Source organism: bacterium 336/3 (assembly GCA_001281695.1).
Taxonomy (GTDB): domain Bacteria; phylum Bacteroidota; class Bacteroidia; order Cytophagales; family Thermonemataceae; genus Raineya.
Map to the genome: position 1 here is coordinate 2,774,533 of LJIE01000001.1, position 21,026 is coordinate 2,795,558.

At 34.1% G+C, this 21,026-nt stretch carries 24 protein-coding genes and 1 tRNA gene; 5 read left to right on the top strand and 20 right to left on the bottom strand.

All coding sequences use genetic code 11. From position 1 onward, the window contains the following. Nucleotides 1-39: 39 nt before the first annotated feature. The gene (locus tag AD998_12900) at nt 40-873 is read right to left on the bottom strand and encodes a hypothetical protein (GenBank protein KOY86921.1); all 834 of its coding nucleotides are present in this window, start codon (nt 871-873) and stop codon (nt 40-42) included. Nucleotides 874-966: 93 nt separating this feature from the next. On the opposite strand from AD998_12900, the gene AD998_12905 reads away from it, so the two are divergent. Beyond that, nucleotides 967-1,041: transfer RNA gene (locus AD998_12905), tRNA-Arg, on the top strand. Nucleotides 1,042-1,048: 7 nt separating this feature from the next. Here AD998_12905 and AD998_12910 read toward each other — a convergent pair. Together AD998_12910 and AD998_12915 are read right to left on the bottom strand one after the other, a co-directional pair. Beyond that, the gene (locus AD998_12910; GenBank protein KOY86922.1) at nt 1,049-1,531 is read right to left on the bottom strand and encodes a hypothetical protein; all 483 of its coding nucleotides are present in this window, start codon (nt 1,529-1,531) and stop codon (nt 1,049-1,051) included. Between the two features lie 91 nt (nt 1,532-1,622). Continuing rightward, a complete protein-coding gene (locus AD998_12915; GenBank protein ID KOY86923.1) occupies nt 1,623-1,952 on the bottom strand; it encodes a hypothetical protein in 330 nt (109 codons plus the stop codon). 198 nt (nt 1,953-2,150) lie between these two features. Here AD998_12915 and AD998_12920 point away from each other — a divergent pair, with 198 nt between their 5' ends. Further along, nucleotides 2,151-2,645 (top strand): polyketide cyclase/dehydrase, encoded by a 495-nt coding sequence (locus AD998_12920; GenBank protein KOY86924.1) that lies wholly within the window; start codon nt 2,151-2,153, stop codon nt 2,643-2,645. Between the two features lie 39 nt (nt 2,646-2,684). Here AD998_12920 and AD998_12925 read toward each other — a convergent pair whose 3' ends face one another. The 9 genes from AD998_12925 to AD998_12965 form a co-directional block, all read right to left on the bottom strand. Further along, nucleotides 2,685-3,317, bottom strand: coding sequence for a translation factor Sua5 (locus tag AD998_12925; protein ID KOY88196.1), 633 nt, complete (start codon nt 3,315-3,317; stop codon nt 2,685-2,687). 86 nt (nt 3,318-3,403) lie between these two features. Then, nucleotides 3,404-4,291 (bottom strand): ACP S-malonyltransferase, encoded by an 888-nt coding sequence (locus AD998_12930; protein ID KOY86925.1) that lies wholly within the window; start codon nt 4,289-4,291, stop codon nt 3,404-3,406. Nucleotides 4,292-4,350: 59 nt separating this feature from the next. Next, nucleotides 4,351-4,998, bottom strand: coding sequence for a hypothetical protein (locus tag AD998_12935; GenBank protein ID KOY86926.1), 648 nt, complete (start codon nt 4,996-4,998; stop codon nt 4,351-4,353). Beyond that, a complete protein-coding gene (locus AD998_12940; GenBank protein KOY86927.1) occupies nt 4,991-5,620 on the bottom strand; it encodes a hypothetical protein in 630 nt (209 codons plus the stop codon). The genes AD998_12935 and AD998_12940 overlap by 8 nt, the downstream gene beginning before the upstream one ends. 215 nt (nt 5,621-5,835) lie before the next feature. Then, the gene (locus AD998_12945) at nt 5,836-6,762 is read right to left on the bottom strand and encodes a GTPase RsgA (protein ID KOY86928.1); all 927 of its coding nucleotides are present in this window, start codon (nt 6,760-6,762) and stop codon (nt 5,836-5,838) included. Nucleotides 6,763-6,816: 54 nt separating this feature from the next. Continuing rightward, nucleotides 6,817-7,932 (bottom strand): alanine dehydrogenase, encoded by a 1,116-nt coding sequence (locus tag AD998_12950; GenBank protein KOY86929.1) that lies wholly within the window; start codon nt 7,930-7,932, stop codon nt 6,817-6,819. After that, the gene (locus AD998_12955; GenBank protein KOY86930.1) at nt 7,904-8,107 is read right to left on the bottom strand and encodes a hypothetical protein; all 204 of its coding nucleotides are present in this window, start codon (nt 8,105-8,107) and stop codon (nt 7,904-7,906) included. The genes AD998_12950 and AD998_12955 overlap by 29 nt, the downstream gene beginning before the upstream one ends. Nucleotides 8,108-8,113: 6 nt before the next feature. After that, on the bottom strand, nt 8,114-8,302 hold the full coding sequence (locus AD998_12960) for a hypothetical protein (protein ID KOY86931.1): 189 nt from the start codon (nt 8,300-8,302) through the stop codon (nt 8,114-8,116). A gap of 91 nt (nt 8,303-8,393) precedes the next feature. Then, the gene (locus tag AD998_12965) at nt 8,394-9,464 is read right to left on the bottom strand and encodes a peptide chain release factor 1 (GenBank protein KOY86932.1); all 1,071 of its coding nucleotides are present in this window, start codon (nt 9,462-9,464) and stop codon (nt 8,394-8,396) included. A 324-nt stretch (nt 9,465-9,788) separates the two neighbouring features. Here AD998_12965 and AD998_12970 point away from each other — a divergent pair, with 324 nt between their 5' ends. From AD998_12970 to AD998_12980, 3 genes are all read left to right on the top strand, one after another. Continuing rightward, nucleotides 9,789-10,301 (top strand): hypothetical protein, encoded by a 513-nt coding sequence (locus AD998_12970; protein KOY86933.1) that lies wholly within the window; start codon nt 9,789-9,791, stop codon nt 10,299-10,301. 70 nt (nt 10,302-10,371) lie between these two features. Then, nucleotides 10,372-11,130 (top strand): exodeoxyribonuclease III, encoded by a 759-nt coding sequence (locus AD998_12975; protein ID KOY86934.1) that lies wholly within the window; start codon nt 10,372-10,374, stop codon nt 11,128-11,130. A 20-nt stretch (nt 11,131-11,150) separates the two neighbouring features. After that, nucleotides 11,151-12,128: a hypothetical protein gene (locus AD998_12980; protein KOY86935.1), complete on the top strand. Its 978-nt coding sequence runs from the start codon at nt 11,151-11,153 to the stop codon at nt 12,126-12,128. A 59-nt stretch (nt 12,129-12,187) separates the two neighbouring features. On the opposite strand, the gene AD998_12985 is transcribed toward AD998_12980, so the two are convergent. The 8 genes from AD998_12985 to AD998_13020 all read right to left on the bottom strand — a co-directional run bounded on the left by AD998_12985 (nt 12,188) and on the right by AD998_13020 (nt 21,017). Beyond that, a complete protein-coding gene (locus AD998_12985; protein KOY86936.1) occupies nt 12,188-12,931 on the bottom strand; it encodes a CAAX protease in 744 nt (247 codons plus the stop codon). Between the two features lie 63 nt (nt 12,932-12,994). Further along, complete coding sequence (locus tag AD998_12990) at nt 12,995-14,362, bottom strand: AAA family ATPase (GenBank protein ID KOY86937.1); 1,368 nt, start codon at nt 14,360-14,362, stop codon at nt 12,995-12,997. 57 nt (nt 14,363-14,419) lie between these two features. Beyond that, complete coding sequence (locus tag AD998_12995) at nt 14,420-15,436, bottom strand: acyl-CoA reductase (GenBank protein ID KOY86938.1); 1,017 nt, start codon at nt 15,434-15,436, stop codon at nt 14,420-14,422. Between the two features lie 59 nt (nt 15,437-15,495). Then, nucleotides 15,496-16,275: a short-chain dehydrogenase gene (locus tag AD998_13000; protein ID KOY86939.1), complete on the bottom strand. Its 780-nt coding sequence runs from the start codon at nt 16,273-16,275 to the stop codon at nt 15,496-15,498. Between the two features lie 21 nt (nt 16,276-16,296). Next, nucleotides 16,297-17,580 carry a hypothetical protein gene (locus AD998_13005; protein KOY86940.1) on the bottom strand — a complete coding sequence of 428 codons (1,284 nt, stop codon included), beginning with the start codon at nt 17,578-17,580 and terminating at the stop codon, nt 16,297-16,299. A gap of 82 nt (nt 17,581-17,662) precedes the next feature. Continuing rightward, the gene (locus AD998_13010; protein ID KOY86941.1) at nt 17,663-18,898 is read right to left on the bottom strand and encodes an ATP-dependent Clp protease ATP-binding subunit ClpX; all 1,236 of its coding nucleotides are present in this window, start codon (nt 18,896-18,898) and stop codon (nt 17,663-17,665) included. A gap of 100 nt (nt 18,899-18,998) precedes the next feature. After that, a complete protein-coding gene (locus AD998_13015) occupies nt 18,999-19,670 on the bottom strand; it encodes a Clp protease (GenBank protein KOY86942.1) in 672 nt (223 codons plus the stop codon). A gap of 120 nt (nt 19,671-19,790) precedes the next feature. Then, complete coding sequence (locus tag AD998_13020) at nt 19,791-21,017, bottom strand: alanine dehydrogenase (GenBank protein KOY86943.1); 1,227 nt, start codon at nt 21,015-21,017, stop codon at nt 19,791-19,793. Between the last annotated feature and the right edge of the window lie 9 nt (nt 21,018-21,026).

Here is a 21,026-nt window from a genome sequence, read left to right on the forward strand (position 1 = left end):
TTATGATAAATTCCTTTTTAAACAATTTAGTAACCTTTTTTATTCCAACATATCCAACAATTCATGGATTTCATCCATTTTGTCAGCTTCTCCGAGTTGTTCATAAGCTACTATCAAATTTCTAAAAATACGTTTTACAATTTCGATATGAGAGCAAGGTCTATAAAAACTTTCTTGTTTTTGTAAGCCGAGTTGTTCGATGTAATTGTCAATATCTGCTTTAGTAAAAACCAAACCCTTATTAAATGCATTGATATAAAATGGTTTATTCTCCCAATCATAAATAAGAATAAATAAATTAGGCAAATTGACACCATGAATGGGTAACTTTAATTTTTGAGCCAAAAGCATATACACAACACACAAAGAAATAGGATTTCCTTTTTTGCCTTCAAAAACAATATTGAGCATATTGTTGGCTGGTGAGTGAAAATTTTTGGTATTTGCACTTAGTTTATACTCATCAAAAAGTGCATAATTGAGTATTTTTACTTGGTCGTAGGGATTCAATCCATCTTTGAAATGCACCCAAGTATTATAATAGAGTTGGTCTATTTTTTCTTGTAGCTCTTCGTAGGTAACCTCTGGATATTGATAAGAAGCCACCACCCACATTCCTCTCAACAAATTATCAGGCTCATTTTCTTTCCAGTCTCTAAGGCGTTGTTTCGTTGTTTGGAATTGAAGTGTATGAATTAAGTTTTCAAGTTTAGTTTGAAGTGTGGGGTTCATGTTATTTTCCCATTCACTCTCCAAAAAAGGCAACACAGATTCGCCCAAAGAAAGCAATTTGCTTTCTACATGATGGGTTATTTCTGTATCCTCATCATCCAAAAGTGCTATGAGAGCTTTTATTTCATTATCGGCAATCATATAAAATAGTTGGAAGGGTGTAAAGTCTATATTTTTATTTTTTTTGCTAAGTTAGTGTAAAAAAATTACTTTTGTAAGCAAATTTATGAAAATGCCTGCGTAGTTCAATGGATAGAATGTCAGATTCCGGTTCTGAAGATGGGAGTTCGAATCTCTTCGTGGGTACAAATTACTTCTAAGAATACACTTTTTCGATTGTTGTAGGAAAAATATATTCTAAAAGCTTGTAACGGTAGTCAAAAATATACTCCAATCGCTTTCTAACAAAAATCCAGTTGGCAAAATCTCCTAAAATACCCAAAGGAACTTTATAACTTACCAAATCTATCATTTCTACCCCTCCTTCTACTTCTCTGAAATGGTGTTGATGATGCCACAAGCTATAAGGTCCAAAACGTTGTTCATCTACAAAATAATAAGGTTCTTGGACATGCGTAATTTCTGTAACCCATGAAATGGGTATTTTGAGTAATGGACGTAACTCATAGGCAACGATCATTCCCTGATACATTTTCTGATTTTCTTCAATAAGTTTTACCTCAAAACCCATATCAGGAGGCGTGATTTCTTTGAGATTAAAGGGAGATGAAAAGAAATCCCAAGCCTTTTCTAAAGAAATAGGTAATATTTGAGTTCTTTTAAGCTGATGAAGTGCCATAAAATAAAGTGTTTTATAGTTTGCTCTTCATATACTTTTTGAGTAGGCTTTTTGTTTGAATTTTAAAATTCATGTAGGTGTACTTTATAAGTTACTTTACATATTTAACTCCCCAATTCTGAATTTCAGTTAGAATGGGTTGTAACTCTAAACCTTTTTCAGTCAAAGAATACTCCACTGTTGGGGGTACAGTTGCATAAGCCTGTCTGTTTACAATACCCCACTCTTCTAATGATTTTAATTCTTTTACCAACATTCTGGTATTGATACCTTCAATAGAACGTTCTAATTCCTTAAACCTTTTAGTGCCATATAACAAAGCATAAATAATAGAAAATGACCATTTTCCTCCTATCATATCTAAGGTTGTTCTAACTGGACAAGAATGTTTTTCGATTTTTTCAAAATTTTCTTTCTTCATAAAAAACTGATTATCAACAAAGATTTACTTTATGTTACTACTTCACATTTTTGTAACTACTTGCAAATATAAAGTAATGTATCCAACTTTGCAATAGAATATAAAAGTACAAAGAACCATATAATTATATTTTCAATAATTCATTCGTAATCTCTTAATTTCCTTTCAAAAATGATTTTTAAAATAAAACTAAAGAATATGTGGATAGCTTTGCTAATAATTGTTTTTGTGCTTTTTGCACTATCATTTACAAAATTTGAGATAAGAAAAGAAATTGTAATTAACCAGTCTCCCGAAAATGTTTGGAAGGTTATTATAGATTTTCAAAACTATAAACATTGGAATACACAACTTGCTTATTTAGGCGGAGACATCAAGCCTAATGGTGATTTACATCTAAAATTGTCTGTTTCAGGAACAGCACCTTATGAGTTTAAACCCAAGATTTCACATTGGGAAGAAAATAAAAAATTTGCTTGGATTGCCATAACAGGTTTACCACGAATTTTTGATGGGGAACATTTTTTTGAACTCAAAAATTTAGGAAATAATACAACTTTACTCATCAATAGAGAAGAATATAGAGGCATCTTATCTCTGATAATTAAAAACTTACCCATGATGAAAAATGCTCCCACAGGTTTTGAAACAATGAATTTAGAAATTAAAAACTATACTGAATCCAATAAATGAGTTTTTTCATAATTATCTTTTCAAATAATTATTGATTTTTTACATAAAATCCTCTAAAATACCTGCTCCCTGTCTAATGATTTCAAAATCGTCATTGGTACAATCTACAATGGTAGAGGGCTTGATGCCTCCAACTCCTCCATCAATCACAATATCTACTGTGTTTTTAAACTTTTCGTACATGAGTTCAGGGTCTGTGGTATACTCAATGTACTCATCTTCATCATTATGGATGGATGTTGTAATAAGAGGGTTTCCAAGTTTTTCAACGATGATGCGTGGAATAGGATGATCAGGAACACGAATACCAATGGTTTTTCGGTTGTTATCTAGAATTTTGGGAACTTTGTTGGTTGCCTCCAGAATAAATGTAAAAGCCCCTGGTAAAGCCTTTTTCATCAATCTGAATGTAGCATTGCTAAGGCTACGAGCATATTCGGAAATGTGGCTTAAATCGTTGCAGATAAATGCAAAATTGGCTTTTTTGGGCTTGATTCCTTTAATTTGACAAATCTTTTCGATAGCTCTTTGGTTATGCAAATCACAACCCATCCCATAAATGGTGTCTGTGGGATAAATAATCACTCCTCCATCTCGAAGGCAGTCTATCACCTGCTTGATTTTACGTTCTTCAGGGTTTTTTGGATGAATTTCAAGAAATAAAGCACTCATAAAAGTTGTATCATAAACTACAATATACAAAAATTGCAGATAACTTCTAAGAAGTATCTGCAATTTTATCAACCTTTCTTTATTTTTTATATACTTTGGGCTATTACCTCAGGGCTGATTTTCTTCACCAAACCCTGTAAAACTTTACCTGGTCCACACTCAATATATTCTTTTGCCCCTCCAAGTGTCATAGCTTGTACAGATTGTGTCCAACGAACGGGAGCTGTCAATTGAGCTATCAAGTTTTTCTGTATTTCTGCAGGATTATTTACTGCTGATGCTGTTACATTCTGATAAATAGGACAATTAGGGTTTTTAAAATTGGTACTTTCTATTGCCTTTTGTAAATCCTGACGAGCTGGCTCCATAAGTGGTGAATGGAATGCTCCACCTACTTGCAAAACCAAAGCTCTTTTAGCACCAGCGTCTTTAAGTCGCTGACAAGCTACCTCAATCCCTGCCACAGTACCCGAAATAACGAGTTGCCCAGGGCAATTATAATTGGCAGCTACTACCAAATTTGCTTCATTTTCTTTGGTGATTTCCTGACAAATGGTTTCTACTTTTTCATCATCCAAACCCAAAACAGCAGCCATCGTAGAGGGCTGTAATTCACAAGCTTTTTGCATTGCCTCAGCTCTTTTAGCAACCAAACGCAAAGCATCTTCAAAAGCAAGTGTACCATTGGCAACCAATGCCGAAAACTCTCCTAAAGAATGCCCAGCGACCATATCAGGTAATAAATTAGGGCTTGTTAGGGCTAACACTACAGAGTGTAAAAAAATAGCAGGTTGTGTAACTTTTGTTTGCTTCAGTTCTTCGTCTGTACCCGAAAACATTACATCTGTAAGTCTAAATCCAAGAATATCATTGGCATTTTCAAAAATTTCTTTGGCTTTGGGATTGTTCTCGTACAAATCTTTACCCATACCACTAAATTGCGAACCTTGTCCAGGGAAAACGTATGCTTTCATGTAAAAAATTGAATTTTGTTTATGTTTTTAATCAGGCAAATAAACTCAAATTCTTTGTTTTATTGAAGAAAATCTAAGATTTCTTTGCTAATTTCTTTGGATTTATTGAGTGTCATCAAATGCCCACCTTTTTCTATCTTTTTATCAACTTTGATAAATTTCAATGGTAGAATTCTATCTGTAGTACCATGAATATGCTTTAAGTTTTGATGTATTGTAGTATTTTTCCAATGTAGAATCTTATCTACAGCCCATGCATAGAAATTTTTACTACTATCTTTTACAATAGCTTTGAGCAAATCTTTTTCACTTTTCGTCTTCATATCAAAAAACCAATAGGTAATTATATTTACATTCATTAAAATACTTATTGGCAATATTCTATTTATTCTTAATTTTCCAAGCCAACGATAATAAAAAGGTACTTCATATTTGGTTTTGGCAGAAGATATTAAAATAATTTTTGAGGTAGGTATTTGTTTAGCTATTTCCATTGCCATCATTCCGCCAAACGAAAGCCCTAGAAGAATTGGGTTCTCACCTTCTATTTGTTCTAGAAGTCTTTTGGCATAATCTTCCATACTTTCTTGAAATGCTGTTGGTTCTATCCATTGGATATGTTTGAGTGTATAGTTAGGTAACTCTAAATACTGAAATACTCTTTCATCTGCACCCAAACCACTCAAAAAATAGATGGTTTTATTCATCTTCTTTTTTCTTTTTATAACGTATTCCTGCTGGGATGCGTACATTCAGATGGTTTTCGGAAGGTACAATTGGGCAAGAATAATCGTTACTATAAGCACAATATGGATTGTATGCTTTGTTAAAATCTACAATGATTTCATTGCCTTCTTTTGGAATGGCAAGCTCTATATAACGCCCTACTTTATAGGTATCTATCCCATTTGTCAAATCTTTGAAAGGCAAAAACAAATAATCTTTATACACTATTTTTCCTTGTAAATCTTGTGATTGATAAACACTTAATTGATATTTTTTACCTTCTATTTCAAACTCAATGATGCCATATTTTCTGTATTTGGGTCTTCGGGTAGTGGTCGTAACCATATCAAAAAAGCCTTCATTTTCAGTAACTATAAGCTTTGCTTTTACTCTGTATTCTAAATTGATGGGAAAGAAATCATGTTTTTTAAATTTCTTTAAATCTGCTGGGTCTAAAGGGCTTTTTTCAGGGTCTTTGTATGCTTTATTCAGCTCTTTTTGATGCTCTTTAATTTCTTTGATGGCTACTTTTTTATCATTTTGAGCCCAAATTGTGTTAGATAGCAATAAAATAGCTACCAAAGATAGAACTATTTGTTTCATAACTCTGTATCAATAAATAAGGTGTTTATTGTTCTTTTGCCTTAATACAAAAGAACCAAAAAATCAAGAAAATTCAATGCTTCCACACACAAAATCTACCCGCCCTCGCTGAATTTTCAGTCCAATGCTCTTTTTTGCAGAAAAGGAAATCTTACTGTTATTAAACGTTTGAATTATTTTTAATAACTTCAAAACTTATCACTCATCATTTATCACTATCTACGATTATCTTCTTGAGAGAGCATGCTTAAATAGCTTTCATAACGAAATAAAGCTATTTCACCTTTTTCTACAGCCTCAATTACTTTGCATTTAGGTTCATGAGTATGGGTACATCTACCTCCAAACTTACACTGCCCCAAAAAATCACGCATTTCAGGGAAATAATGAGAAAGTTCATCAGGTTCGATTTCTGCAATACCAAGTTCTTTAATTCCTGGGGTATCAATAATATATGTATCTTCTGAAAGCTCAAACATTTCAGCAAATGTAGTTGTATGTACGCCCTTGTTGGCAAAAGTAGAAATTTCAGAAGTTTTGAGATTTAAGGTGTTATTGAGGGCATTCACCAAACTTGATTTACCTACACCCGAATGTCCTGAAATCAAACTCACTTTGCCTTGTAGAATATTTCTAAACTCTTCTATACCTGCATTTTCCAAAACAGAAGTTTCTAGGCAATTATAGCCTATCTCCTCATAAATCTCCATAAGTTCATGTTGGTATACTCTTGCTTCTTCATCCAATAAATCTATTTTATTGAATACAACAACAGCAGGTATTCGGTAGGCTTCAGCTGTTACCAAAAATCTATCAATAAAGCCTAGTGATGTACGAGGGAATGTAAGTGTAACAATGATAATAGCTTGGTCAAGATTGGCTGCAATGAGATGTCCATGTCCTGTCTTATGAACAGATTTACGAATAATGTAGTTTTCTCGTGGAAGGATATCAGTAATAATACCTACTTTTTCCTCTTGGTTTTCCCAATTCCATTCTACTTTATCGCCTACGGCTATTGGATTGGTAACTTTGAGGTCTTTGGTTTTAAACTTGCCCCTTAGGCGGCAAGTAACGATTTTTTTGGTTTCGGTCTGGAGTTCGTACCAAGACCCAGTAGAACGGATGATTGTTCCTTGCATTCAGTATGTTTTATCAAAAAGCCCCTTACAATAAGGGGCTTGTATGTGAGTAAATTAGTTCAAGAATTTATTGACATCTACCAAAGGCAAATTAAATGTATCAGCTACGCCTTTATACACTACATCTCCGTTGATGATGTTCAAACCTAAAAGTAATTCTTTGTTGTCTTTACAAGCTTGTTTCCAGCCTTTGTTAGCCAACTGAATTGCATAAGGTAATGTTGCGTTGGTAAGTGCTACTGTTGAAGTATAAGGCACAGCACCAGGCATATTTGCCACACAATAATGGATTACATCATCAATGATGTAAATAGGGTCTTCGTGTGTGGTAGGTTTACAAGTTTCGATACAACCACCTTGGTCAACGGCTACATCCACAAGTACAGTACCTGGACGCATGGTTTTTAGCATTTCACGAGTCACAAGATGTGGAGCTTTTGCACCTGGGATAAGTACTGCACCTACAATCAAATCAGATACTTTTACAGCCTCACGAATGTTGTATTCGTTTGACATGATAGTCTGAACGTTTGCAGGCATGATTTCATCCAAATAACGCAAACGAGGCAAGCTAATATCCATAATGGTTACATGAGCACCCAAACCAGCAGCCATTTGAGCTGCATGTGTACCCACTATACCACCACCTAAAACAAGCACATTAGCAGGTTTCACACCTGGTACGCCTCCTAAAAGAATACCACGACCTTTCAAGGGTTTTTCTAAAAACTTGGCTCCTTGTTGAATAGCCATTCTACCTGCTACCTCAGACATTGGAACTAATAAAGGTAAGCTTCTATCAGTTTTTTCTACTGTCTCATAAGCCAAACAAGTTGCTTTACCTGCAATCATGGCTTTGGTAAGAGGCTCATAAGAAGCAAAATGAAAATATGTAAATAACAAATGATGAGGCTTAATTAGGCTATATTCTTGTTCAATAGGCTCTTTTACTTTCATTACCATTTCAGCAATGTTATAAACTTCTTCCATGGTATCTAAAACAGTAGCACCTGCCAAACGATATTCTTCATCTGTAAAACCACTTCCCTCGCCAGCCGATTTTTGTACATACACTTGATGACCATTTTTACGAAATTCTGCAACACCTGCTGGTGTCAAAGCTACTCTGTTTTCGTTATTTTTAATTTCTTTTGGTACGCCAACTATCATAAGATTTTGTTGTTTTGTTTTTGAAAGCCCAAATATAATAATTTTGTGATAAAGTAGAATTTTTTATTGACAAAGAGAAGTTTCTTTTCTCAATAAAGAAGAAGGAAAAAGAGAGCAAGAAATCTCTAAAATCCTTCTTCCATACTCTCTTCTCTAAAATATGAGATAATTGCATTTAAAATTATTGAATCTGCTTACTTTTCTTGATTTTCTCTAAAAAATGAGAGTCTTTCTCTGCTTTTTCTTTGCAGTCTTCACACAACCATACACCCCATTGTGTATAAAATGTAAGTTCTTCATCTAAAGAGAGTTTTCCACAAGCGTAACATTGCTGAGAAAATTCTTCGTGATTAAAACGGATGCCACACATAAAATAGTGATGAGTTGTGAATTATAAATTATGAGTGATGAATTATAAGTTACAAAAGACTCTCTTATCACTTATAATTCATCATTTATAATTAACTTACTCCTTCTTTCAATCTTTCTGCATTTTCTGCTATACGGAGTTCTTCAATAAACTGTCCAATATCACCAGCCATTACAGCATCTAAGTTATAGACTGTCAAGCCGATACGATGGTCTGTTACACGACTTTGAGGATAATTGTAGGTACGAATTTTCTCAGAACGGTCGCCAGAACGAATTTGCGATTTTCTTTGACTAATCAATTCTTGATTTTGTTTCTCAAACTCCAATTCATAAAGTTTTGTACGTAACATTTGCATGGCTCTTTCACGGTTACCAAGCTGAGAACGTTCTACCTGACAAATTACGACAATACCTGTGGGTTTGTGTGTAAGTTGTACTTTGGTTTCTACTTTGTTTACGTTTTGACCTCCCGCACCACCAGAACGTGATGTTTGAAGTTCAATATCGCCAGGGTTCAGTTCAACGTCCACTTCTTCAGCCTCAGGAAGTACCGTAACAGCAGCAGCCGAAGTATGTACACGCCCTTGCGTTTCGGTATCAGGGACACGCTGTACTCGGTGTACACCTGATTCATATTTCATTTTACCATATACATCTTCACCTTTTACACTGGCAATAATTTCTTTGTATCCACCTGCAGTGCCTTCAGTGTAGTCGAGTACCTCAAATTGCCATCCTTGACTTTGTGCAAAACGCTGATACATTTCAAATAAATCACCAGCAAATATAGATGCCTCATCGCCACCCGAACCTGCTCTAATCTCCAAAATAACATTTTTGCTATCATTGGGGTCTTTAGGAATCAGCAATTGTTTGATGTCTTCTTCTACTTGGTCTCTTTTAGGGAACAATTCATCCAACTCATATTTTGCCATTTCTCTAAATTCTTGATCTTTTTCAGTGGCAATTACTTGTTTAGCATTATCAATATTTCCTAAAATGAGCATATACTCATTGTATTTATCTACAATTTTCTGAAGGTCTTTGTATTCTTTATTCAGTTTGGCATAAGTCTTCATATCGCTAAGGGCAGCAGGGTCTGTAATCAGATTGCTTACCTCTTCAAAGCGTACCTTAATGGCCTCTAATTTGTCTATCATAAAAGTATATCAATATTTAATTTTGTATTAACTAATAACTTGTAAAAGAAACTCTTACACAGAAGCTAACAGTATCTAATGAACACCATTGTTATTTCTTTAATAATTTAATTTATCATTTTTTGCAAAAATACGAAATTTTTGGCTTGTGTCTAAAATTATTTTTATCATAAAAAACAGAATAATTATTTTCGCTTTAATCTTTATGAATTATCTCATTTTTTTCTGTAAATTAAATGTTTAACATATAAATATACTATTTTTAGAAAAAAACTATTTTGCCATTTTAAAAAATCATATATATTTGCTTCAAAAAAAAATCCGATGAAGAAATATATAACTCTAACATTAATAGGAATACTATTCTCATTTGTAGCAAAAGCTCAATTAGGGGACTATAAGTCGCATACAGTATATGTTTATAACTTTACCAAATATATTCAATGGCCTGCAGCTTATCAGTCTGGCGATTTTGTGATTGCCGTTTATGGTACATCACCTATCACAGCTCAACTTAGAAATGCAACTGCTAATAAAACTGTTGGTTCTCAGAAGATTGTAGTAAAACAATATAAAGCTTTGGCAAATATTGAAAACCCTCATATTCTATTTATTCCCAACCCTCAGAGTGCAAACTTAGCAGCTATTAAACAAAAACTGCAAGGTAAATCCACTTTGATTGTTACAGAAAAGAACGGTTTAGCTAAACAAGGTAGCCATATCAACTTTATTTTGAGAGATGGTAAATGGAAAATTGAAATGAATAATCCTCTTGTAGATGCTAGCGGTTTGAAAGTATCAAGTCAGCTTTCAAGAATTGCAATTCCTGTGAGATAATCAAAAAAAATTATATATTGAAGGGATTTTGCTGATAGCAAAATCCTTTTTTTGTGCAAAAAAACATATCATGAAAATTATTACTTACAACGTTAATGGTATCAGGGCTGCCATTAAAAAAGGTTTTGTGGAATGGCTGGAGGCTACCCAAGCAGATATGATTTGCCTTCAGGAAATCAAGATTGATAGTTTACAATTTCCATATTCGTTATTCGAAAACTTAGGCTATGAGTGTATTGTGTTTCCAGCTGAAAAAGCAGGTTATAGTGGAACAGCGATTCTTACAAAAACTACTCCTAAAGAAATTATAAAAGGTTGTGAGATAGAAGAATATGACAAAGAAGGTAGAATTTTACAAGCCGTTTTTGAAGATTTTACGCTAATGAGTGTGTATTTACCTTCAGGCTCTAGTAGTGAAGAAAGACAAGATTTTAAAATACAATTCTTGAAAGATTTTTATACTTTTGTAGAAGCAAAAAAAGACAAAAATCTGATAATTTGTGGCGATTTTAATATTTGTCATCAGGCAATAGATATTCATAATCCGAAATCCAATGCAAAAAGCCCTGGTTTTTTGCCTGAAGAAAGAAATTGGTTTACTGAATTTTTGGAATTAGGTTTGTTAGATACTTTCCGACACCTCAATACAGAACCTCACCATTACACTTGGTGGAACGTTCGGACGGGTGCAAGAAGTAAGAATTTGGGCTGGCGGATAGATTATCAGCTTGTAAGTAAGAATTTAGAGACAAAATTACAACGAGCCGTTATACTTTCTGAAGCGTACCATTCTGACCATGCTCCCAGTATGATAGAATTGGAAGATTAGTTTTAATATCTCAAAATAACATGATGAAACAGTTTTTGATTACTTTATTTCTTCTTATAAATGTTTTGTGTATCAAAGCACAAGATATTTATCCCAATCAGTTTTCTTCCACATCTCTAGCTCTCAATCCTGCCTTTACAGGCACAGCAGATGCTTGGAAGGCAAGCTTTTTGTATAGAGTTCAATATCCTAATTCTCCTAATACGCTAAATTCCAGTTATTTCGGATTGGATTATAATTTACCTTCACAAAGAAACAGTATTGGTATGTTTATTCAGTCTGATAGAATTGGTGTGGGTAGTGGTGGTGGATTTAGAAGTCTGCAAGTCAATGCTTTGTATTCATATTTATTGCCTGCTGGCGAATATTGGCGTATCAAGATGGGTTTGAGTGTGGGATATGGTAGCAAAAACTTAAATTATTTTAATCTGATTTATGGCGACCAATTAAGCCAAACAGGCGTAACCAACAATCCTACACAAGACAATGTTTTAGCTTCTCAAAGCATTGATTATTTGGATGTTGCATCAGGTTTTTTAGCATACAACGAATATGCTTGGATAGGTTTTTCTGCTCATCATCTAAGCCAACCCACTCTCGATTTTTTGGGAACACAGTATAAAGTACCCATGCGTCTTTCGGGACATTTGGGCATCAAAATTCCCATTAATGAATTTGAAAGACAATTTGTTAGCCCTGCTCTTATTTTTAGAAGTCAGGGAGGAATTCATTTGCTTGATGCAGGTGCTTTTTTTGAAACAGAAGTTTTTCAGGCAGGGATTTGGTATAGAAATTTGCCCATCCAAACACAAGGAAGTAGTTCTATCAATATCCAAACAGGCATTAAGCATGAAGGTTTTCGTTTAAATTACAGCTATGGAATGGTGATTGGTGGTTTAAATGGTTTGGGTGGCGGACACGAAATCAGTCTTTCATTTGCTCCCCAACGTGATGTAGATGAACGCAAATGGGCATACAGGAAATTGCCTATTTTTTAGTTCTTACTGTTATGTTTTATGATTAATACTAAGAACAAGCAATATACAATTTTATTTGATTATAGCAGATAAAATATGCAATAAATCATACCTAAATTAAATGCCGAATGACAAAAGATTGCTCCTAAAATTGAGTCTGTTTTTTTTCGGAAAGTAAAGAATAACAAACTCACCAAAAACATGCTTGTCACCCAAATTATAGTTGGAATAGTAAAAAAATCCCACTTATTATTGATAAACACCAAACCAAAGTGTGAAATATGAGTTAATGCAAATGCTGAACTTTCAACTAATGATGCTTTTTTTTCGCCTATGGATTTTGCAAAACTTGAATGAACTATTCCCCTGAAAAATAGCTCTTCTCCAATTGGGCTAAAAGTCATTCCTATAATTGCCATAATAATAAACATTACATTTCTATCAGTTTGATTAATAGTTGCTGGAATTTTATATGATTTTCCAACATATTGATACCAATTTTGATATGAATTATCATACAGGATTTGTCCAATAAAGTGAAGGGTTATACTTGCAATTAGTCCACAAGCAAAAGCAATGAATAACCATTTGTAATTTTTCGGTTTTGTAATACCTATCTCTTTGCGTCCATATTTGGTCAAAAAAATGAATGGTGCGATTGCAGAAATTGTCATGATTAGTCCAATAAAACCATAGTTTCCTGAAGAGTTTGCATTTAGCACCAAAATAAATCGAGGAATACATACAATGAGAATTAGAAAAATTCCAAGTTTCCAATTAAAATCAAAAAACTTATTCCAAAACGATTTCAATTCTCTGTCCATACTTTAGTATTTCTTATTTCGATTTATATCATGAGATAATAAAAAGGTTTCTATTAATAAATTCTACAACCCATATTTCTCCAGCCTTCTGTACAAAGAGGCTCTTGTAAGTCCGAGTTCTTTGGCTGCTTTGGAGATATTGCCATTGTGTTTGTCCACAGCTTTCTGAATCATATCTTTTTCAATTTCATCCAGATTCATGGTGTTGTTATCCAACTGAATAGTCAGTGCAGGGGCTTTCTGAACAGTTAAGAACTGAAAATCATCTTGTTCCAAATAATCCCCATCACTCATAATCATAGCTCTTTCGAGAGCATGCTCCAACTCACGAACATTACCAGGGAACGTATAAGTTTCCAAAAATTTAAGTGCCGAATCTGCTAATTTAGGAGCATTTCGGTGGTATTTTTTAGCATATTTAGCAAGAAAATACTTTGCCAAAATAGGTACATCTCCTACACGTTCTCGGAGTGGTGGCAAATACAATTCAACCGTGTTGATACGATACAGCAAATCTTGTCTAAACTCTCCTTCTGTTACTGCCTGATGAATATTGAGGTTTGTTGCACAAATCAAACGAATATCTATAGCTGTACTTTTATTGCCACCAACAGGCGTTACCTGTCTGTTTTGCAATACAGCAAGTAGTTTTGACTGATGTGTAAAAGGTAAATTTCCAATTTCATCTAAAAAAAGTGTTCCTTTATGGGCAAGTTCAAAACGTCCCATTCTATCATCTTTGGCATCTGTAAAAGCTCCTTTTTTGTGTCCAAAAAGCTCACTTTCAAACAAGTTTTCACTGATAGCCCCCATATCTACACCCACATAGGTTTCTTTAACTCTAGCAGATTGCTTATGTATCGCTTTGGCAATAAGCTCTTTACCAGTTCCATTTTCACCAAGAATCAAGATATTAGCATCTGTTTTAGCTACTTTTTCTATCATTTGCAACACTTTCTGTATTGCCTTGCTTTCTCCAATAATATCACCACTGGTGCTGGTTGCTTCTATGAGTTGTTGATTGGTTTTTTGGAGTGTTTCTACCTGATTATAAGATGCTTTGAGTTTGGCAGCAGCCAAAATAGTAGCCAGCAATTTTTCGTTTTGCCAAGGTTTTAGGACAAAATCAGTTGCCCCAATTTTAAGAGCTTTTACGGCCATCTCTACATCCCCAAAGGCTGTAATCATGACTACTACAGCTTGTGGGTCTTGAGTCAGGATTTGTTCCAGCCAATAGAAACCCTCTTTACCAGAAGTAGTATCTTCCGTAAAATTCATATCAAGCAAAATCACGTCATAACGTGACTGATTGAGCAAAAAAGGTATCTTTTTTGGATTGGATTCAATGACTACCTCTTTGGCATGTTTTTTAAGAAACATTTTGGCAGCCAACAATATATCTTCATCATCATCTACAATCAGGATACGCATTTTAGTAAGGAGATATTAGTAGTGAGTATTTAGAAATTTAATTCAAAAATACATTTTTTAAATAGAAGTCAAAAATTCCATTGTATCAACATTATCGGCATAGTCCCAAAGGCGTGGATTTTGAGCATCCCCAAATGCATAACTATCCTTCCATGACGCTTGTTTAGAAACTATACACTGTATTTTTTCTTGATGTTTGGAAAGCTTTTCTTGTAAATTTTCTTTGTTCTGATATGTCTCATAAAACATACAAGCCACAGGCGAAGCTATCTCAGAACTTTCTGAGAGTAACAAAAAGCCATTATCAAAATGAACAATAGGTTTTAGTAAATAAACTGATTTGTTGTATTCGTAGTTATTAAAATACTTGTTATGATTGGCCATCAATTCAAAACTTTGAATTCCTTCAAAAAAGGGATCAAATTTATAATTTTCAGGAACATACAATTTAGAAACATTCCTGCAACCCAAACCAAAATAGGTAAAAATGTCTTTTCCTAAGTTTTCAAAATCTTCTTTAGTCTCTGAGCCATCCAAAATAGCCACACTTACTCTATTTTTTCTGATAATATGAGGCTTTTTTGCAAAATAATATTCGAAATAACGAGCTGTATTATCGCTTCCTGTAGCAATAATAGCATCAGCAGCATTGATTTTTTCTACAAATTCAATACGTTCTGCAAATTGTGGCTCCATTTCAATAAGAATTTGTCCAATTTTCTTGATAATTGCCTCATCTTCACTACTGGGTCGAGCAAGCACTGTATGCCCTGATATGAGGACACTCAAAAAATCGTGAAAACCTACAGCAGGAATATTTCCTGCCATCACAATGGCTACTTTTTTGGGTGTTACCTCTGAGATTTTAGGATATTTGGTTGTCCATTGCTCCAAATCAGTTTTATCTAAATAAGTTTGGATTCCTTCTAAAGCTTTATCAATGCTTTCAGGAGTAAACCAATTATTCTTGGATCTGGCTAACGATTTGAGATGTTGAAGTTCATCAGAAGAGAGATTTTTCAGATATTCTCCCAATTTTTCAAAGGCTTGTATTCTTTTTTGTAAATCTAACACAGTTTATTTTCAATTATCAGTTATCATTATTCAATGAATATGATTCATTGTTTATTGTTTTATAGACTTTGCGTTCTACCACCATCTATCACCAAGTTTGTACCATTGATGTATGCTGCTTGCAGAGAAGCCAAAAAAACTACTCCATAGGCTATTTCTTCGGGTGTTCCAAATCTGCCACAAGGAATTTCTTTCTGCATTTCTTGACTGGCTTCTTCTTGTGAAATTTGTTTATTTTGAGATGTTTTTTCAATGATTGCTTCCAATCTACCTGTCAATGTAGCTCCAGGAAGTACATTATTAACAGTAATACCAAAGGGTGCAAGCTCTACTGAAAGTGTTTTTGCCCAATTGGCTACTGCCCCTCTGATAGTGTTGGAAACACCAAGTCCTTTGATAGGTTGTTTTACAGAAGTAGAAATAATATTGATAATTCTACCATATTGAGCTTTTTTCATGGAGTCCAATACTTTCTGAACCAATATCTGATTACAAATCAGGTGATTGTTGAATGCTTGTATAAACTCTTGTGTTTGAGCACTGATAGCCTGCCCTGCTGGGGGCCCACCTGTGTTGTTGATTAGAATATGAATATCTGTTTGCAGTTTCTCTAAACTGGTTTTTAAGCTCTCAGAATTTGAAAAATCAGCTACAAGATATTGATGTTGCTGATTTTGAGATGTATCTAATGCTTGTATTGTTTCTTGAAGTTTGGCTTCATTACGAGCCAATAAAATAATACTTGCTCCTGCTTTGGATAGTTCGATGGCAGTGGCTCTGCCTATTCCTTGTGTACTACCTGCTACCAAAGCTGTTTTTCCTGTTAAATGAATCTGCATGAAAAATAAAAGTTTGTATTATTAAAGCCTTACTGAAACTAATAAAATATCATCTCTTTGTGGAGTATCCTGTTTATACTCTGCCAAATCTTGCATCATCATGATTTTTTGCTCTTCAGCAGGCAAATCTTTTGTATTTGCAATCAATTCCTTGAGACGCTTCAATCCATATTTTTTTCTATCTTCATTGGCTATATCTGTCCAACCATCTGTAAATAGATATATTTGATCGCCTTTTTGTAAATAAATAGTATGTTGGGTATATTCACCATTTGGATGTATTTGCAATCCTCCAATACTTTTACGACTACCTTGTATTTCTAAAAGAAAATTATCTTCAATAACATAAAGTGGTCGTTTTGCTCCTGAGAATACAAGTTTATATTGATCATCATCCAATTTTTTAAAGTAACAAAGAGCAGCATCCATACCATCAGTATTAGTAGTTCCTCCAAAAATATGATTGCTTAACTCTTGATGAATATCTTCTAAAATATCTTTAGGTTCTCTTAAATTATGTTCTCTAATAGCTTTGGAGAAAAGATTATGTCCAATAATACTCATGAGTGAACCTGAAACACCATGTCCCGTGCAATCTACTACAGCTAAGTAAGCCTCAGTATCTGATATTTTTGAGAACCAGTAAAAATCCCCAGAAACCACATCTAAAGGAGCTACAATATCAAAGGAATCTTTAAAAAAACCTGATAAATCTTCTTCTGTTGGCAAGAGAGCATGTTGTATTTTACTGGCATAATGAATATTATTATCTATTTTTTTACGAATAGCACTGATTTCCTGATTCTTCTTTTCAAGTCTTCTTGAATACTCTTTAGCTTGTTTAAGTTGTTCAAAATATTTATTTTCTAAATTGGTTAGGTTTTTCTCCAAATTATCCATCATCCACTTGTTCTCCATTCTAATTTTATGGGTTTCAAGGGCTTTATCAATCACTAATTTTACATCACTTCGTTCCCAAGGCTTTGTAATATATTTATAAATACCACACTTATTGATAGCTTCCATAACCACATTAATATCTGCATAGCCTGTTAGAATCATGCGTATTGCATCAGGATAACCTTCTAGCGTTTTTTCTAGAAATTCTGTTCCTTTCATAATTGGCATTTGCTGGTCAGTTAGAATCACATGAATTGGTTGATTTCTAAGTACATCAAATGCTTCATCAGGCTCTGTTACGGCAAAAACATTATAATCGCGTTTAAAAGAAATTCTAAAAATTTCTAAGTTGCTTTGTTCATCATCTAAATACAAGATGTTGAACTTATCAGAAGAAAATTTCATGTTGATAAAATAACTTTGAGTAGTGTTTTATATAAAAACACATCTAAGTTATCAACTTAAATGTGTTTTGAATGTTTCTTATTTATGCAACTTTTAGTCTTGCAAGCTTTGATTTTTCAAATTTCTCAGTAGCATATTCTACATCTATTTCTAAAGATTTTACATCTTTCTGAGAAGGCAACTCAAACATGGCATCATTGATAATAGCCTCACAAATAGAACGCAACCCTCTAGCTCCTAACTTTAAATTAATAGCTTTTTCTGCAATATAATCCAATGCACTATCATCAAAAGAAAGTTGAATATTTTCCATTTCAAAGAGCTTTTGATATTGTTTTACCAAAGCATTTTTAGGTTCAAAGAGAATTTTCTTTAACGTTTCTTTAGAAAGTGGGTCAAGATATGTAACCACAGGCAAACGCCCAATGAGTTCTGGTATCAAGCCAAAGGTTTTAAGGTCTTGTGGCGTAACAAACTGCAAAAGAGCTTCTGTATCATCTACCAAATTGTTTTTATCATTATTAAAGCCAATCGGATTGGTATTCATTCGACTAGCAATAATACGTTCTATCCCATCAAAAGCACCTCCACAAATAAATAAAATATTTTCAGTATTTACGGCTATCATTTTTTGTTCTGGGTGCTTTCTACCACCTTGTGGAGGTACATTCACTACCGAACCTTCTAAAAGTTTTAATAAACCTTGCTGAACACCCTCTCCACTCACATCGCGTGTAATAGAAGGATTATCAGATTTACGAGCTATTTTATCTATTTCATCAATATAAACAATACCTTTTTCAGCTGCTTTTACATTAAAATCAGCTGCTTGCAATAAGCGTGATAAAATACTCTCCACATCTTCTCCAACATAACCAGCCTCTGTAAGTACAGTAGCATCAGCAATGGCAAAAGGTACTTGTAGCATATTGGCAAGAGTACGAGCCAAATAGGTTTTACCCGTTCCTGTACGTCCAACCATGATGATATTCGATTTTTCAATCGTTATATCTTCTTTATATTGTTTATTTTCAGTTTGTAATAAACGCTTATAATGATTGTAAACTGCCACTGAAAGAACTTTTTTAGCATCATCTTGTCCTACTACATATTGATCTAAAAATTTCTTTATCTCAATGGGCTTCATTAAGTTTAATTTTGAGGGTGTTGCAGGTTTATTCATCTTAAACTCCTCAGTAACAATTTGGTGAGCCTGCATCACACATTGCTCACAGATATTTGCCTTTACACCTGTAATGATAAAAGCTCCATCTTTCTTGGTTCTTCCACAAAATGAGCAACTAAGAGGTTGTGCCATAGTATATTAAATTAAAATATAGGTGCAAATATACGATAAAAATGCTGTATATTTGCACCAAATAATAGAAAGTTTTAAGTTTTAATTAAAAATGTATTGATTAAGGTTTGCGAATGAGTACTTCGTCAATCAAACCATATTCTAAAGCCTGATCAGATCTCATCCAGTAATCTCTGTCTGAGTCTTTAGCTATTTGCTCCACAGTTTTTCCACTATGATGTGCCAATATCTCATTTAATTCATCTCTTAACTCTAAAATCTGCTTTGCAGTAATTTCTATGTCAGAGGCTTTTCCACCTGCACCACCCAAAGGTTGGTGAATCATAATTCTTGAATGTTTTAATGAAGTACGTTTACCTTTTGTACCTGCTGTAAGAAGTACAGCACCAAAAGAAGCAGCCAAACCAGTACAGATGGTAGCTACATCAGGACGAACGTATTGCATAGTATCATACATTCCCATACCTGCATATACAGAGCCTCCAGGACAGTTGATATACATCAAAATATCTTTTTTGGCATCTACGGACTCTAAAAATAATAACTGAGCTACTACAATATTGGCTACATAATCATCAATGGGTACGCCCAAAAAAATGATTCTATCCATCATCAAACGAGAAAAAACATCCATTGCAACAGCATTCATGCGACGTTCTTCTATGATATTGGGGGTAAGATTTGTTACAGTATTTACATATTGGTCAAAAGCTAAACCATTGATTCCTTGATGCTTTACAGCAAATTTTCTAAATTCATCAGATGAAAACATATATACGAGTGTTGATTTATGAATATGATTCTATTGAACTAAACACTTATGTTACTAAGTTGGTTCAATTTAAACATATTCGCAGGTAAGACACAAATAATTTGATAATTTTTTTCAGCGTTATAAACCCGCTAATAAAAGTGCTATATCGCTGTAAGGCATCTCTAATTTACGACCTATGGCCGCATTCGTAATTTTGCCTCGATATGCATAAACTCCTTTGGTTGCCCATTTATGATTGAGCATCATTTTCTCAAAACCGCCATAATCGGCTGTTTTCATGAGAATTGGTACAAAAATATTACTTAATGCAATACTTGATGTATGAGCTACTCTTGAAGCAACATTGGGTACACAATAATGAATGACACCATGTTTTTTAAATACAGGATTCTGATGTGTTGCTATTTCAGAAGTTTCAAAACAGCCTCCTTGGTCTATGGTTACATCTATAATCACAGAATTGGGCTTCATTTGGGCTACCATTTCTTCTGTAACAATACATTGTGTCTTACCTTCTTCAGCCCTGACAGCACCAATAGCTACATCTGCTCGACTTAGAGCTTCTGTAAGAGCAAGTGTGTTGAGTGTGGATGTAAAGACCTGATGTCCCAATGCGTATTTGAGTCTACGTAATTTATAAAGGTGATTATCAAATATTTTTATTTCAGCTCCTAAGCCTAAAGCTGCTCTTGCAGCATATTCGGCAACTGTACCAGCTCCCAAAATCACGACTTTGGTAGGTGGAACGCCCGTAATACCTCCCAAAATTACTCCACGTCCTTTATTTACAGAACTCAAATATTCTGCAGCAATCAGCATTACTGTACTACCTGCTATTTCACTCATAGCTCTTACCACTGGCATTCCTCCAGCTTTATCTTGGATATATTCGTAAGCAATAGCTGTAATGCGTTTTTTGTTCAATTCTTGCAAAAACTCAGAAGTAATTTTTGCCATAGGAAGTGTAGAAATGAGCGTTTTATTCGGCTTTAACATTTCTAATTCCTCAAGTGTAGGAGCTTCTACTTTTAGGACAACTTCAGAAGCAAAAACTTGCTCTTTGTTGTATTCTATTTTTGCTCCAGCCTCTCCATATTCTCTATCATAAAAATGAGCATCTTCACCTGCTCCTGTTTCTACTATTACTTCGTGTCCGTTTGCAACTAAAACAGCTACACCTTCTGGAGTAAGTGCTACCCGATGTTCAAAAGGTTCACTTTCTTTGGGAATTCCAATTCTTAAAGAATGATGATGTTTTTCTAACTCAGCGAGTTGTTCTTGAGGATAGAAATAGTGCTCTTTGGCTAATTGCTCAAAATCGGCTGATTTGAGTTGCTTACTCATAGAAAAAAA

Coding starts and splice junctions, on each gene's coding strand:
- AD998_12900 (KOY86921.1), bottom strand. CDS start 873: ATGATTGCCGATAATGAAATAAAAGCTCTCATAGCACTTTTGGATGAT.
- AD998_12910 (KOY86922.1), bottom strand. CDS start 1,531: ATGGCACTTCATCAGCTTAAAAGAACTCAAATATTACCTATTTCTTTA.
- AD998_12915 (KOY86923.1), bottom strand. CDS start 1,952: ATGAAGAAAGAAAATTTTGAAAAAATCGAAAAACATTCTTGTCCAGTT.
- AD998_12920 (KOY86924.1), top strand. CDS start 2,151: ATGTGGATAGCTTTGCTAATAATTGTTTTTGTGCTTTTTGCACTATCA.
- AD998_12925 (KOY88196.1), bottom strand. CDS start 3,317: ATGAGTGCTTTATTTCTTGAAATTCATCCAAAAAACCCTGAAGAACGT.
- AD998_12930 (KOY86925.1), bottom strand. CDS start 4,291: ATGAAAGCATACGTTTTCCCTGGACAAGGTTCGCAATTTAGTGGTATG.
- AD998_12935 (KOY86926.1), bottom strand. CDS start 4,998: ATGAATAAAACCATCTATTTTTTGAGTGGTTTGGGTGCAGATGAAAGA.
- AD998_12940 (KOY86927.1), bottom strand. CDS start 5,620: ATGAAACAAATAGTTCTATCTTTGGTAGCTATTTTATTGCTATCTAAC.
- AD998_12945 (KOY86928.1), bottom strand. CDS start 6,762: ATGCAAGGAACAATCATCCGTTCTACTGGGTCTTGGTACGAACTCCAG.
- AD998_12950 (KOY86929.1), bottom strand. CDS start 7,932: ATGATAGTTGGCGTACCAAAAGAAATTAAAAATAACGAAAACAGAGTA.
- AD998_12955 (KOY86930.1), bottom strand. CDS start 8,107: ATGCAATTATCTCATATTTTAGAGAAGAGAGTATGGAAGAAGGATTTT.
- AD998_12960 (KOY86931.1), bottom strand. CDS start 8,302: ATGTGTGGCATCCGTTTTAATCACGAAGAATTTTCTCAGCAATGTTAC.
- AD998_12965 (KOY86932.1), bottom strand. CDS start 9,464: ATGATAGACAAATTAGAGGCCATTAAGGTACGCTTTGAAGAGGTAAGC.
- AD998_12970 (KOY86933.1), top strand. CDS start 9,789: ATGAAGAAATATATAACTCTAACATTAATAGGAATACTATTCTCATTT.
- AD998_12975 (KOY86934.1), top strand. CDS start 10,372: ATGAAAATTATTACTTACAACGTTAATGGTATCAGGGCTGCCATTAAA.
- AD998_12980 (KOY86935.1), top strand. CDS start 11,151: ATGATGAAACAGTTTTTGATTACTTTATTTCTTCTTATAAATGTTTTG.
- AD998_12985 (KOY86936.1), bottom strand. CDS start 12,931: ATGGACAGAGAATTGAAATCGTTTTGGAATAAGTTTTTTGATTTTAAT.
- AD998_12990 (KOY86937.1), bottom strand. CDS start 14,362: ATGCGTATCCTGATTGTAGATGATGATGAAGATATATTGTTGGCTGCC.
- AD998_13000 (KOY86939.1), bottom strand. CDS start 16,275: ATGCAGATTCATTTAACAGGAAAAACAGCTTTGGTAGCAGGTAGTACA.
- AD998_13005 (KOY86940.1), bottom strand. CDS start 17,580: ATGAAATTTTCTTCTGATAAGTTCAACATCTTGTATTTAGATGATGAA.
- AD998_13010 (KOY86941.1), bottom strand. CDS start 18,898: ATGGCACAACCTCTTAGTTGCTCATTTTGTGGAAGAACCAAGAAAGAT.
- AD998_13015 (KOY86942.1), bottom strand. CDS start 19,670: ATGTTTTCATCTGATGAATTTAGAAAATTTGCTGTAAAGCATCAAGGA.
- AD998_13020 (KOY86943.1), bottom strand. CDS start 21,017: ATGAGTAAGCAACTCAAATCAGCCGATTTTGAGCAATTAGCCAAAGAG.